Origin of the sequence: Massilia phyllosphaerae (assembly GCF_034659755.1) — a bacterium.
GTDB lineage: Bacteria > Pseudomonadota > Gammaproteobacteria > Burkholderiales > Burkholderiaceae_D > Telluria > Telluria phyllosphaerae.
On sequence record NZ_JAXSQX010000002.1, the window covers coordinates 948,331 to 961,055 of the forward strand.

Sequence of the window (12,725 nt, forward strand, 5' to 3'; positions counted from 1 at the left end):
CGTATTATTGTAGTTGGTAGATTGTAAGGTCATCCACGGTCTGGCGCGACCACGTGGTACGGAATCCGAAGTAGCCGCTGGTCAGCGGCCGCGGATCGCGGTAATTGAACCATTCCTGTCCGTCGACGCGCAGGCGCGTGCAGCCCTTGTAGACCGCGATCTCGATCGCGTAGTCGCGGTTCGGCTCGAGCAGGTGGGCCTGGTCCTTGTACTCGGCCAGCAGCACCCGCTCACCGTTGCCGTAGCGGCGCAGGCGCGTGGTGCTGTTGGTGTTGCCGCCGATGCCGACGTAGTACAGCTCGAGGTCGTCGTAGTCCTCGAACTTGCCCGAGCGGGTGAAGAGCGAGGCCCGCTTCGGATCGCGCGCCATCCAGAAGTGGTTGAAGTCGGACAGGCGGTCGTTCCTGCCGCCGTCGACCACCACGCGCCGGGTGTAGGTGATCAGGATGTCGCCCGACAGCGGCTTGTCGAGCCAGACGGTGGCGCCGCCGTCGACGTCCATCAGCAGGCGGCCGTCGCGGGTCGCCACCGTATTACCGGGCTTTACGGCGTATTCGGCGACGTAGCCCTTTAGCGGGCCGTTGAAATCGTCCTGGTGGATCAGCGCGCCGCGCCGGCCCCAGTCGGTGCAGGCCGGCGCCGCGGCCTGGGCGGTGCCGGCGGTGACGGCGGCGCAGGCGAGGATGGCCGCAAGGACCGGCGTTTTCATGTCGCGCTCCTCATTTTGCGCCGGGCCGCTCGGGCGGCGGCGGCGGTGGCGGCAGTTCGTTCGGCAATGCGTCGCCCAGCAGCGCCAGCGACTCGATCATGGTCAGGCCGCTCTGCGCCGCATCGTTGGTCGAGACGCCGAGCGCCTCGCTAGTGGGATTCAGCACGTCGGGACCGGCCAGCGGCCGCGGGCTGGCGCCGCGCCAGCGGCTCATGTTGGCGATGGCGACCCTGGCGAACGCCGGGTTCCTGGTCTGCGCGTAGGCATAGGCTGCCAGGCGCGGGCCGCCCTGGGCTTTTTCGACGTACTGCGCATCGGCGCCTTCGGTGCCGCTGGTCTTGTCCTTCAACAGCACCTCGCCGGGCGCCTCGCCCAGCCGCGCATACTGCAGCCAGGCCGCGGCAAAGTCCTTGCGTCCCAGCAGCGGCACGAGTTCGAACATCACCTGGGCGCCGCCCTGGATCGTCGACAGGTTGTACAGCACCGGCACCTGGGCGTGGGCGACCGGGTCCGGGATCGGGAACAGCTTGCCGCTGGCCGGGTCATAGCCGACGGTCATGCTGCCGCGCCCCTTGAGCGGGCCGATCTTGCCGCCGCCGATGTCCGGATTCAGGCCGTTGTTGACGCCCGAGCGCAGCCAGTACGGCATCGCCAGGATCGAGTCGACGCCGGCCTCGATGCGCTCGCGCCAGCGGATGTCGCCGGTGCGCTCCCATTCGGTCATCCAGTTGCCGGCCAGGACATACCAGTCGGGGCCGAGGCGGATGCGGCCCGGGTACTTGGGATCCTGCGGCAGCACCGGCTGCGCCAGGCGCATCGGGTCGTACTTGACCATCGCCTTGTCGGACTGCAGCTGCTCGCGCATGACGTCGCCGATGCGCTCGTCGGTGGTCAGGTAATAGAAGGGGCGCCAGTGCGCGGCCTGGCTGATGCGGCCCTCCTTGGAACCGTCGCCCCACTTCACCACGTTGTGGCGCGAACCCAGGCCCAGCATCGGGCCGAGATGATAGACGTTGGTCTCGCTGGTGTTGCGCGCCAGCGCTTCGGCCATGCGGAACAGGTCGGCGCGCCCGCTGCGCAGGTAGGACGTCCACAGCCACAGCACGGTGCCGAGTTCGGTGTTGTCCCAGGCGTAGCCGCCGTGGTCGTAGTTCCACACATGGCGCTTGAAGTTGTAGCTGTGGATGAAGTCGCCGTAGGTCCAGAAGCCGTACCAATTACGGTCGTCCTGCTGCTGCTTGTAGAAGGCGAGCGTGGCGTCGAGCTTGTCCTCCACCGCGGCGCGCGCCGGCGTTGCGCGGTCGACGGGTGCCCACACGCCGAACACGCCGGTGGCGTGGATCGCGGCCGGGGATGCCGACAGCAGCGCGCGGGTGCCGCCGGCGGTCGCCAGCGCCGCCAGCCGGCTGCGGGACGGCACCGCGCCGGTGGGGGTCAGCGTAAATTCGCTGGTGCGGGCCACGCCGTAGGCTTGCGACATGCCGGCCTGGACATCTTCGTAGGTCGCCCGCAAGCCGTGCGCGCGGGTGGCGTAGTGGCGCATGTCCATCGCCGGCGCGTCCGGGGACCACAGCCAGGCGGTCAGCTCGGCTTCCTTGCCGTCCGCCCTGCGGATGTCGAACGCGGTCGGATAGCTCTGCCAGAAATCCTTGACGCTCAGCGCCAGGCCGCCCGACACGTCGCCTACGAACGCCAGGCCCGAGGCGCGCCGGCCGCTGTCCGAGAACACCCAGGTGCTCTGCGCATTCGTGCGCTTGACGATATTGAAACCGTTCGGCGTCGGCTGGGTGAGCTTGTAGTCGCTCCAGATGGCCAGCTGTTCCTTTTCGCCGTCGCGGCGGCCGTAGAAAGGGCCGCCGTCGATCTTCTGGCCGGCGACCTGGCGCGGATCCGCGTTCAGGTCGCCCGGCTGCAGCGCCTCCATCCATAACCCCCCATCCTGGCCGCCGAACGCGACGTGGCGGTTGTAGACGTCTTCGCGCAGCGGCACCGTGAAGCGCAGGCCGAGGCCGCGGATGAAATCCTTCTGCTGGTCGCCGTCGTAGGTAAAGGTGTGGACCACGTGGATGGACGGATCGCCGGCATAGAAATACAGGCGCAGCGAGAACGGCAGCCAGCTGCGTCCGCCCTGGGCCAGCCGGTGCTTGCCTTCGACCTTGATCACCGCGCGCACCGGCCCCGATTGCTCGACCGTGACCTTCTCGATGGTCGACGCGAAGGGCGCGCGCGCCGGCATCGCGCCTTCTTCCGGGTCCGGCCCCCGCTGCAGCAGGCCGACCAGGCGGCCGTTCTTCGCCACCTCGCGGCCGTCGACCCGGATCGACTGGATCAGGTCGGTGCCGCGGGTCGCCACGCGCACCTGCGCCGCGCCGGTGCCGACGTCGATCCAGCCGCTGCCGCTCTGCACGGTGAGCACTGCCTGTCCGTTATCGGGCGCCGCGCCGGCCGTGATCACATACGGCCCGGCCGCCTGCGCCACCGTGGCGAAGCCGGTGAACTTGAGCGAGCCGTCTGGCCAGTAGGCCAGCGGCCAGGCCTGCAGCGGCAGCGCCTTGCCGTCCGGCCCCTTCAGCGCGAAGGATTGGCCTTTCTGCACGGTGCCTTGCACCCAGGGCACGCCCCAGCTCACGCCGGTCGGCATGCCGGGCGCTGCGCCGACCCAGTTCACCGTCACGCTGGCCGGCGCTGCCACCGCCGCGCCGCTGGCATTGGCGAGCGCCAGCGCGGCCGCCACCCACATCGATTTGCTGATCATTTTGCCGCCGCTGCCTTGTCCGTGAAGTAGCCTGCCAGCGGATTGCCGGGCAAGGTCTTGAGCCCCGCGACCACGCGCGCCGCATTGAAATCGGCACCCTGCGCGTTGGTGTGGGTGCGCGCATCCGAGAAATAGGTATCGACCGTGGCCGCACCGGCCCGGCGGTAGCCGTCGGACACGATCATGGTCAGGTCCATGAACAGGGCGCCGCCCTCCTGCGCGACCTGGCGGTCCCAGTCGGCGAAGCTGGCGAAGTCGCGCCCTTCCTGCCAGCGGTCGCGGTGCGGCACCGGCGAAGCCAGGATCACGGTCGCACCCCTGGCGCGGGCGTCGGCGACGTACCTGGCCATGTACCAGCCGAAGCTGTGCACCTGTTCCTTGCTGCCGTCGGGACGGGTGTCCTCGACCGTCTCGAGGCCGATGCCGGGCGCCGAGGCGCGGTTCTTCATGGCCGGGTCGCCGATGCGCCCGCCGTCGTTGTGACCGAACTGGACGATCACGATATCGCCGCGCTTGAGCTGCGCCAGCACCTTGTCCCAGCGGCCTTCGGTATAGAAGGTACGGCTGCTGCGGCCGCCGATGGCGGCGTTCACGAGGTTGATCTTGCTGGCGTCGAAATACGGTGCGATGCGCTCGCCCCAGCCGATGGCGCCGTTGGCGCCGCCGCTCTTGATGGTGGAATCGCCGACCAGGAACAGCGTCGGCAAGGCCGGGTTCAGCGGCGCCTCGTCGCGCACGCTCTTGGCATCGACCACCGGCCGCTCGTCCTCGGCCGGCTTCAGGTAAGCCGCGATGCGCTTGTCGCCGAGCTGTTTCAGGCCGGCCACCACCAGCTGGGCGTTGAGCTGGGCGCCGGCCCAGTTGGTGTGCACATGTTCGTCCGGCGTCGTCAGCGGGAACAGGTTCATGACCGCGTCATGGCCGAGCGCATCGTAGCGGCTGGCCGCCATCGCGTTCAAGTCGATGAAGCCGGCGTGCTCGCTGCGCGCCACTTCCTCGGCCCAGCCGGCGTAGTCGCCCGTGTTGCGCTTGACCTTGCCCTGCTCGTCCCAGGCTTTACGCGGGATCAGCGACACCACCACCGGCGTCGCCCCCCTGGCGCGCGCGTCGACGATGAACTTGCGCAGGTACCAGCCGTAGCTGTGCACCGTCTCGTGCTTCCCGGTGAGGATGTTGTCGATTTCCTCGGCTTCGTTGGCGATGCCGCGGATGGTGCCGCGGGCGCGCTTGTCGTCGTTCAGCGGCGCCGCGTCGTTGTGCCCGAACTGCATCAGCACGATGTCGCCCGGCTTGACCAAGGCCAGCGTCTTTTCCCAATGGCCGCTGGTCAGGTAGGTGCGGCTGGACAGGCCGCCCACCGCCCGGTTCACCAGGTTCACCTTGGCCGGGTCGACATACGCCGCGATCGGATTGCCCCAGCCCCACTGGCCGGCTGGCCCCTTGCCCTGGCCGTCGTCGCGGCCGTTGCGCACGGTGGAGTCGCCGATCAGGATGATCGAGGGCAGCGCCGGGTTGGCCGGCACCGGCAGCGTGACCTGGGCGCGCGCCGGATCGGTGTTGACGGCGGCAGGCAGGGGCTGCTGCGCGCAGGCCGGCAATGCCGCGGCGAGCAGCAGGCCGGCCATGAGGGACAGGAAGCGCATGGGTCGTCTCTCGTTCTTATTGTAGAAACCCCGATTTTATGCGAGCCCGATGTCCCCGCCGTGGCGGCGCTTTCAAAGAATCAGCAAGATGAGCGGATAACTGCCGCTTGCTGCACTGCGCTGCTGGGAGAATGGCGCCATCCCAACCACCCCGAATGACGCCATGGCTTCCCGTGTCTATGCAAGTGCCCTCCTCGCCGCCCTGCTGCTCGCCTCCTTCGGCGCCTCCGCCCAGATCGGCAAGCGCTTCCCGTCCGAAAAGAAGATCGTCAAGGACCCCGTAACGGGCACCATGCTGACCTTCCTGACCAGCCAGCCCCACGGCGATTCCAAGATCTACCCGACCCACGCGCAATGGACTGCCGACGGCAAGTGGGTCGTGTTCCGCTCCAACCTCGTGCGCAACAAGGATCACACCGAGGCAATGGCGGTGAACGAAGCCAGCGGCGACATCGTGCAGGTCAGCGAAGGCGGCTACCAGGGCATGCTGAACCTGGCACGCAAGTCCATGAAGCTGTACTTCATGCGCACCGGCGCCGGCGGGCTGCAGGTGGTCGAGGTCGACCTGGCGCGCGTGTTCGCCGACAGCGCCGCCGGCAAGATGCAATCCGCCGGCAGCTACCAGCGCGTGGCCGGCACCGTGCCGGCCGGCCTGGAAGGCGGCGGCGACATGGCGCTCGACGCCGACGAGGACTGGGTCTATTTCCGCGTCGGCAAGAACGAGGCGGCGCGCCACCTTCCCGCAGGGACCAAGATCGAACCGAACTTCGGGCCGCGCAACATGGGCGCCGGGCCGACCGGCATCGCGCGCATGAACGTGCGCAGCGGCGAGATCCGCCACGTGGTGTCGGTACCTTTCCAGATCGGCCACATCCAGGCCAACCTGTACAACCCGGGCGAGATCGTGTTCTGCTGGGAGACCGGCGGCAAGTCGCCGCAGCGCACCTGGACCGTGAAGGCCGACGGCAGCGGCCTGCGCAAGCTGTATCCGGAAGCGCCCTACGAATGGGTGACGCACGAGGCGGTGATCGGCAAGGACGAGGTGGCGATGGCGATCATGGGCCACCGCCAGATCGCCGGCGCATCGGCCAGCGTCGACGGCCCCGCCACCGACGTCGGCGGCGCCAACCCGGGCCAGGACCAGGCCTGGGGCGATGCCGGCACCCGCGAAAAACCGACCGGCCTGGCCATCGTCAATTTGCGCACGCGCCAGATGCAGATCGTCGGCCAGACCCCGACCGGCAGCGGCTTGTGGCATGTGCACGGCTCGAACGACGGCCGCTGGGCCGTCGGCGACGACTTTTCGCGCAGCGTCTACCTGATCGACCGCCGCACGCGCGAGATGATGCTGCTGACCACCGGTCACAAGACCACGGCGGCGGATCATACGCATCCGACCTTCAATGCGGACGGTACCAAGATCGAGATCCAGTCGGCAATGCTGTCGGCGGATGGGCGCAGCATGAATATCGTGGTGGTGCCGGTGCCGGAGGAGTGGTTGAAACGGCCGGTACAGTAATTGAATGCCCGCCCTACACTCGGACACGTGCATGTAAACGTCGCCCCTGCGAAGGCAGGGGCGACGAATCACGGCAGAGTGGCAACCGTCACATTCCGCAACTCATACGGCGCCCCCTCCAGCTGGAACCCGATCCTGCCGCTGGCCGGACTGGACGCCGTAACGCGGTTCTGCGCAACACCATTGATCGACACCTCGATCGTGCCGTCGCGGCACACCACGTCCATGCTGTTCCACGCACCGGCCGGCAGTTCGCTGTCGGCGGCGCTGTGCGCCTTGATCGGCGTGGCGGCACCCGGCGCGGTGGTCAAAGGTTCTGCGAAAGACGCGCCGGCCATCGGCAGCAGGTCGCCGGCGGCGCCGAACTTGGTCTGCACCTGCTGGCTGAGCGGCCAGACGCGGTCCTTCGGTCTGCCCTGGATGTGCAGCAGCACGCCGCCGTTGCCCGGCTTGCCGGGCCAGCGCCATTCGGCATGCAGGCGGTAGTTGGTGTAGGTGGCGCGGGTGGCGACGTAGCCGGACGGATTGCCGGCCACGGCGATCACGCCGCCGGGACGCGCCATCAGCACCCCTTCCATCGTGCCGGCGGGCGTGGTGACCAGTTCGAAGGCGCCGAAGCCCTGGGCGTCGAACAGGGCGACCGCGGCCGACGGCGGCGCGCTCGCGCAGCCGGCGATGAGGGCGCAGGCCAGCGCCACCGAACACATCTTTAGCTTTACCATATTCACTTTCATCGATTACAACGACCTAGATTAAGGAGACTCGAATGAAGCAGACCGCCCTCGCCCTGCTCTTTGCCGCCGCCCTGCCGCTCGCCCAGGCGCAGGCGCCTTCGGTGCTGCCATTGTGGCCCGAAGGCGTCCCCGGCGCAAAGACCGGACTGGGACCGGAGCGCAACGACAAGGGCAGCACGTCGAATGTCAGCGAACCGACCCTCACCGTGTTCAGGCCCGCGGTCGACCGTCCGAACGGCACCGCCGTCATCATTGCACCGGGCGGCGGCTACGTGATGCAGGCGACCGCGCGCGAGGGCGAGCAGTACGCCAACTGGCTCAGCACCCTCGGCGTGACCAGCTTCGTCCTGAAGTACCGCCTGGCCGAATTCGGCCACCCGGCACCGCTGCAGGACGTGCTGCGCGCGGTGCGCCTGGTGCGCGAGCACGCGGCCGAACTGCACGTGCGCCCCGACCGCATCGGCGTGATGGGCAGCTCGGCCGGCGGCCACCTCGTTGCCAGTGCCGGCACCCTGTTCGACAGCCCGCTGGGCCGCACCGGCGCCGCCATCGACAAGGTCAGCGCCCGCCCCGACTTCCTGATGCTGATGTACCCGGTGATCACGATGGAAGAGCCGGCCGTGCACAAGGGTTCGCGCAAGGCGCTGCTGGGGGCGAACCCGAGCGCCGAAGCGATCCAGCTGATGTCGCTGGAGAAGCAGGTTACGTCGCGCACGCCGCCGACGCTGCTGATCCACACCCAGGAAGACCAGGCCGTGCCGGTCGAGAACAGCATTCTGTTCTACCAGGCGCTCACGCGGGCCAAGGTGCCGGCCGAGATGTATCTGTTCGAGCATGGGTCGCATGGGATGGGGATGCGGGCCGGGTTGGGGACGGCGTCGATGTGGCCGCGCCGGGCGGAGGAGTGGTTGAAGGACCGGGGGTTGCTGGATCCGGTGAAATAAACACGCGTATCGGCCGGCCCGCAACTACTTCCGTCGCCCCTGCGAAGGCAGGAGCCCAAGTTCGGCGATCTGCATACAACTTGGGCCCCTGCCTGCGCAGGGGCGACGTGCTCGGGCCACAGGCCGCCAGGACGACTCAGGCCATGTAAAACATCGGCACCAGCCCCCACTCCTTCGGCCGGTTCCCCGGCTCCACCTCCATCAGCGGCGCCATCGAATCCCACCAGCGCTGCATCACCGGCAGTCCGGGCAGCGCCGCGCTGGTCTCGCCTTCGCGCAGCTTCAGCACCGCGAACAGGTGCAGCGTTTCCTCGTCCAGGAAGATCGAATAGTCGTAGATACCGGCATCGCGCAACGCCTGCGACAGCTCCGGCCAGATCTCGTCATGGCGGCGCTTGTATTCCTCGACCTGGCCCGGCTTGAGCTTCATGCGGAAGGCGCGCGTGCTCATTGTTTACCCCCGGCCGCCAGCGTCTTGAGTTCCGACGCCGCCAGCATGAACGCGCCCACGCCGTAGTTGTAGCTCGATGCCGGCCGGTAGAACGCCGGCTCGGCGCCGGTCTGCTGGATGTTCCCGAGGCGGCCGTCGGCGTACACGTTCTTCAGGATACCGGCCCAGGCCTTGGCGATCACCGGACGGTAGGTGGCGCCGTCGAGGATGCCGCGGTTGACGCCGTAGGCCATCGCATACACGAACAGGGACGAGCCCGAGACCTCCGGCAGCGGATAGCTCGCCGGATCGAGCAGGCCGGCGTGCCACATGCCGTCCGGGCCCTGGATGCTGGCGATCTTGGCGGACATGTCGCGCAGCTGCTGCACGTAGAAGGCACGCTGCGGATCGTCCTGCGGAATGTCGTCGAGGATCAGCGCCAGTCCGCCCATCACCCAGCCTTCGCCGCGCGACCAGAAGATCTTCTTGCCGTTCGGCTCGCGCTTGCCAATGTAGCTCGCATCGCGCGCGTACAGGTGCTCTTCCTTGTCCCACAGGGCGTCGTAGGTGCGCTTCCAGTTGACGTGCACGTAGTCCAGGTATTTGCGCTCGCCGGTGATCTTGTACATCTTGACCCACACCGGCGGCGCCATGAACAGCGCGTCGCACCACCACCAGGGGATGCGCGCGTCACCCGGCTTGAGGGTGGCGAGCGGCAGCAGGTCGTCCATCTCGGCCTTGGTCAGCGCCATCTGCGACGGCCTTTTCTCCTGCTGGTAGAAGTCGAGGTAGACCTGGCCGATCGACAGGTCGTCGGCATTCGGCAGGCGTGAACGCAGCTGCCAGTCGAAGTGCTGCGACATCTCGGCCATGGCGTTGCGGTATTTCGGGTCGCCGGTGGCGCGCGAGGCGGCCAGGAAGCCGACGTACATCACGCTCGAGGTCCAGATGCGGTCCCAGTGCGGCTGCGAGCGCGCCAGCTGCCAGTCCGCGACCTTGCGCAGCGCCTTGTCGATGGCGGCCGGCGCCAATGCCGGCGACAGGTCGGTGGCCAGCGGACCGGCATTGGCCGGGGCGTCGCCGAAGTGGCGGCTGGTGTCCTTGTCGACGATGGCTTGCTGGGCCGGCGTCGGTAATGGATACGATGCGGGATAGCTCTGGGCGGCAGCACTGCCGGCGATGGCCCAGGCAGCGGCGATCGATAACGCGAATTTGCTGTTGTTCTTCATGTCATGTCCTGTTTAGTAGACGCTACTCGGCCATCAGCCTGACCGGCCCCAGCATGCCCGACGGCGTCGGCTTGACCAGTTCCGTGTCCTGCGGCTTGAAACGTTCGCCGTAGCGCACATTGAGCAAACGGTAATCCGGCAGCGCCTGGCCGGCACGCACGTTCAGCCCGAGGTTGGCGACGCGCACCTCGATGCGGTTGCTGCCGGCAACCAGCAGCGGCGTGACGTCGACCGTGTACGGCGGACGCCAGATCGCGCCGGCCGGCTTGCCGTTGACGATGACCTGGGCCGCCTCGCGCACCGGACTGTCCAGCATGGCGCGCATGCCGGCCGGGACTTTCGGCGTGGTCGCCAGCGGCGTGCCCGGGCCGAAGTCGAGCACCAGACGCCGCCCCTGCAGCTGGGCCGCATCGAGCCTGATGTCCTTGGTGTACACCGCCTTGCCCGAGAAGTAGCGCGTGGCCTCGTCCTCGGTCCAGGACTGCAGCGTCTTCATCGCCCGCGGTTGCGCGCCGGGGAAGGCGACGCGCCAGTCCTGCCTCAAGTCGGCCAGCACGGCCGGCGCATTGCGTGGCGGGGCCTCGGCGGCGCCGGCCAACGGTGCATCGGTGAACACCAGCACGCGCGACTCGTAGGGCGCCAGGTCGAGTTCCGGGGTCGTCGAAGCGCGGGTCAGCTTGCCGCTGTCCGGGTCGAGCCAGGCCGCGGCCGGGCGCTTGCTGCCGAAACGCGCGCCGGCCTTGACCGGATGGTTGCTGGTATTCGCCACAAAATAGATGTCGGCATCCTTCAGCCTGCGGCGCACGAAACCGACCTCGGACGCGTCGTTCGACAGCAGCATGTCCGGCGCCAGCACCGCCTTCACGGCCGCGCCGACTGCCGCGTCGTCGACGACCAGCCGCACGTTCTTCGAGGCGAACAGCGCGTTCGAGGCTGCCGCGACCTGGCTTGAAACGCGCTTCGCGTCCTGCAGTCCCGGCGCCAGCGACGGCTTCGTGCCGACCGCGACGATCCTGCCGCCGCCGCGCACGTAGTCCTGCAGCCTGGCCAGCACCGCCGGCGACAGCCGGGTCACGTGCGGTAGCACCAGCAGCGGATGGTGCACACCGACCGCCAGGATCGATTCGGCATCGACGTAGTCGAGGTTATGGCCGGCGTCGAGGATTTGCGCGGTCAGCTCGGGCGTCACGTGCTTGTGCATCTCGGCCGACAGCGACACCTTGCCCGGCACCAGCGCGGCATACACGTCGTCGTTCGGCAGCAGCACCGCGACCTGGTTGGCCGGCTGGCCCTGGCGCATCAGGTAGCTCATGCGCGCCAGGTAGCCGGTCACCTGCGGCATCACGTTCCACCATGGATTGTGGTCGTTGAACACCGCGGCCGCGTAGAAGGAGTAACCCGGCTGCGCCGTCCCGGGCGGCGTGTACGGCCAGCCGTGGCCGATGAACAGGTTGACGCCTTGCAGCAGCATGCGGTCCGCTTCGGCCTTCATGTCCAGCGGGGTGGCGGCAAAGGCCGGCGAATGCAGCCAGGTCCAGGTCTCGGCCGAGATCACCGGACGGTTGTAGAGATGGCCGGCCGACGTGGCCAGGCGGGTGAACGAGAATTCACGGAATTGCGGGCCCTCGCCTTCCGGCAACGCTACCAGGCGGTTGCTCGACATCGACACCGCCGGCTCGCCATAGGTCTGAGAACGGAATTGCGTGTCGTGCGCCCTGGCCCAGTCGTTCACCGGCGTCAGGTAGCGCTCGTTCACCAGCTCGGTCTGGGTCAACGCCCAGTCGTGGCGGGCGCCGGCCGCGTCCGGTCCCTGGCCGCTGAAGATCGCCGGCAGGTAGGGTGTCAGGTCGTAGCCGCGGCGCTTGCGGAACTCGTCGAGGAAGTCATCGGTCCAGTCGGTGTTGTAAACCTCGAGGCTGTCCGAAAACACCGCGTACGGCGGCTGGTCGCCAAAGGCCTTCATCAGCGGCTCGGCCACGACCTTCAAATGGTGGTCGATGGCTTTCCGGCTCAGGTGATCGAGCACGAAGCCCTCGGCGCCGAGCGCCGGGCGCTTGACCTGCTGGCCGGTGCGCGAGGCCACGTAGAACACGACCGTGCGCGCCTCCTGCGCCGGGGCGATGGCGGCCCGGCCGTTCGCGACCGCCGGTTCGATCAGCTGCAGGCGCGTGGCGTCCGTACCCTTGCCGCTGCCGGCGCCCACGAAGGTCGCGACCAGCTTCTCGCCGCTCATCACCGACGGCAGCGCGACGCTGGCGGCGCCTGCCGGCAGTTCGCTCGTGACCATGCGCAGGCGCGACGCCGCCTCGCCCACGCCCACATGCGGGCCACCGTAGGGCCAGCCGCTGGCCAGCGTCATGTCGACGCGCATGCCTTTGGCACGTCCCGTGCGGTTGGCGAAGCCGACGGCGTCGAGGAATTCGGGCGACAAATACGGGACGTTATGGATGCCGCGCGCGGCATCGTCCAGTTCCATCGGATACACCGGCTGGATTTCAAAGCCGCCGAAGCCGCCGGCCTTCATGGCCTTGATTTCGCGTTCGAGCTCCGCCTGGACGACGGAAGGGCCGAACCACCACCAGCGCATCATGGGCTTGGCGTCGTCGGGCGGGGATGCCAGGTGGGAGGCGACCTCGGCGAAGGAATCGGCGATGACGGGTGCGGGGGGCGGGCTGGCTGCGTGCAGGTTCGCGCAGAACAGGGCCGTTGCGTAGGCGACGGAACTGGCGGCGAACGGTGCGCGCGGGTGGCGCTTGCTCATT

The 12,725-nt window shown here is 68.3% G+C and carries 9 protein-coding genes; 2 read left to right on the forward strand and 7 right to left on the reverse strand.

All coding sequences use genetic code 11. From position 1 onward, the window contains the following. Positions 1-4: 4 nt before the first annotated feature. The 3 genes from U1H99_RS12275 to U1H99_RS12285 are packed head-to-tail and all read right to left on the reverse strand — an operon-like array spanning position 5 to position 5,107. Positions 5-709 carry a DUF6250 domain-containing protein gene (locus U1H99_RS12275; protein WP_323142015.1) on the reverse strand — a complete coding sequence of 235 codons (705 nt, stop codon included), beginning with the start codon at positions 707-709 and terminating at the stop codon, positions 5-7. A gap of 10 nt (positions 710-719) precedes the next feature. Continuing rightward, the gene (locus tag U1H99_RS12280) at positions 720-3,464 is read right to left on the reverse strand and encodes an exo-rhamnogalacturonan lyase family protein (RefSeq protein ID WP_323142016.1); all 2,745 of its coding nucleotides are present in this window, start codon (positions 3,462-3,464) and stop codon (positions 720-722) included. Next, positions 3,461-5,107 (reverse strand): rhamnogalacturonan acetylesterase, encoded by a 1,647-nt coding sequence (locus tag U1H99_RS12285; protein ID WP_323142017.1) that lies wholly within the window; start codon positions 5,105-5,107, stop codon positions 3,461-3,463. Before U1H99_RS12285 ends, U1H99_RS12280 begins: the two co-directional genes overlap by 4 nt. Before the next feature lie 163 nt (positions 5,108-5,270). On the opposite strand from U1H99_RS12285, the gene U1H99_RS12290 reads away from it, so the two are divergent. Further along, the gene (locus tag U1H99_RS12290) at positions 5,271-6,626 is read left to right on the forward strand and encodes a TolB-like translocation protein (RefSeq protein WP_323142018.1); all 1,356 of its coding nucleotides are present in this window, start codon (positions 5,271-5,273) and stop codon (positions 6,624-6,626) included. A 68-nt stretch (positions 6,627-6,694) separates the two neighbouring features. On the opposite strand, the gene U1H99_RS12295 is transcribed toward U1H99_RS12290, so the two are convergent. Beyond that, positions 6,695-7,348 carry a 3-keto-disaccharide hydrolase gene (locus U1H99_RS12295; RefSeq protein WP_323142019.1) on the reverse strand — a complete coding sequence of 218 codons (654 nt, stop codon included), beginning with the start codon at positions 7,346-7,348 and terminating at the stop codon, positions 6,695-6,697. A gap of 44 nt (positions 7,349-7,392) precedes the next feature. Here U1H99_RS12295 and U1H99_RS12300 point away from each other — a divergent pair, with 44 nt between their 5' ends. Continuing rightward, positions 7,393-8,304, forward strand: coding sequence for an alpha/beta hydrolase (locus U1H99_RS12300; RefSeq protein WP_323142020.1), 912 nt, complete (start codon positions 7,393-7,395; stop codon positions 8,302-8,304). 136 nt (positions 8,305-8,440) lie between these two features. Here the strand turns inward: U1H99_RS12300 and U1H99_RS12305 are convergent, their stop codons facing one another. The 3 genes from U1H99_RS12305 to U1H99_RS12315 are packed head-to-tail and all read right to left on the reverse strand — an operon-like array spanning position 8,441 to position 12,724. Then, positions 8,441-8,755 carry an L-rhamnose mutarotase gene (locus U1H99_RS12305; protein ID WP_323142021.1) on the reverse strand — a complete coding sequence of 105 codons (315 nt, stop codon included), beginning with the start codon at positions 8,753-8,755 and terminating at the stop codon, positions 8,441-8,443. Beyond that, entirely contained in the window at positions 8,752-9,963 is a 1,212-nt protein-coding gene (locus U1H99_RS12310; RefSeq protein WP_323142022.1) for a glycoside hydrolase family 88/105 protein, read from the reverse strand. The genes U1H99_RS12305 and U1H99_RS12310 overlap by 4 nt, the downstream gene beginning before the upstream one ends. A 22-nt stretch (positions 9,964-9,985) precedes the next feature. After that, positions 9,986-12,724, reverse strand: coding sequence for a glycosyl hydrolase (locus U1H99_RS12315; RefSeq protein WP_323142023.1), 2,739 nt, complete (start codon positions 12,722-12,724; stop codon positions 9,986-9,988). Position 12,725 lies beyond the last annotated feature (1 nt).

What these genes read in the sequence shown, in the direction of transcription:
- U1H99_RS12275 (WP_323142015.1), bottom strand. Translation starts at nt 709, where the DNA reads ATGAAAACGCCGGTCCTTGCGGCCATCCTCGCCTGCGCCGCCGTCACC.
- U1H99_RS12280 (WP_323142016.1), bottom strand. Translation starts at nt 3,464, where the DNA reads ATGATCAGCAAATCGATGTGGGTGGCGGCCGCGCTGGCGCTCGCCAAT.
- U1H99_RS12285 (WP_323142017.1), bottom strand. Translation starts at nt 5,107, where the DNA reads ATGCGCTTCCTGTCCCTCATGGCCGGCCTGCTGCTCGCCGCGGCATTG.
- U1H99_RS12290 (WP_323142018.1), top strand. Translation starts at nt 5,271, where the DNA reads ATGGCTTCCCGTGTCTATGCAAGTGCCCTCCTCGCCGCCCTGCTGCTC.
- U1H99_RS12295 (WP_323142019.1), bottom strand. Translation starts at nt 7,348, where the DNA reads ATGGTAAAGCTAAAGATGTGTTCGGTGGCGCTGGCCTGCGCCCTCATC.
- U1H99_RS12300 (WP_323142020.1), top strand. Translation starts at nt 7,393, where the DNA reads ATGAAGCAGACCGCCCTCGCCCTGCTCTTTGCCGCCGCCCTGCCGCTC.
- U1H99_RS12305 (WP_323142021.1), bottom strand. Translation starts at nt 8,755, where the DNA reads ATGAGCACGCGCGCCTTCCGCATGAAGCTCAAGCCGGGCCAGGTCGAG.
- U1H99_RS12310 (WP_323142022.1), bottom strand. Translation starts at nt 9,963, where the DNA reads ATGAAGAACAACAGCAAATTCGCGTTATCGATCGCCGCTGCCTGGGCC.
- U1H99_RS12315 (WP_323142023.1), bottom strand. Translation starts at nt 12,724, where the DNA reads ATGAGCAAGCGCCACCCGCGCGCACCGTTCGCCGCCAGTTCCGTCGCC.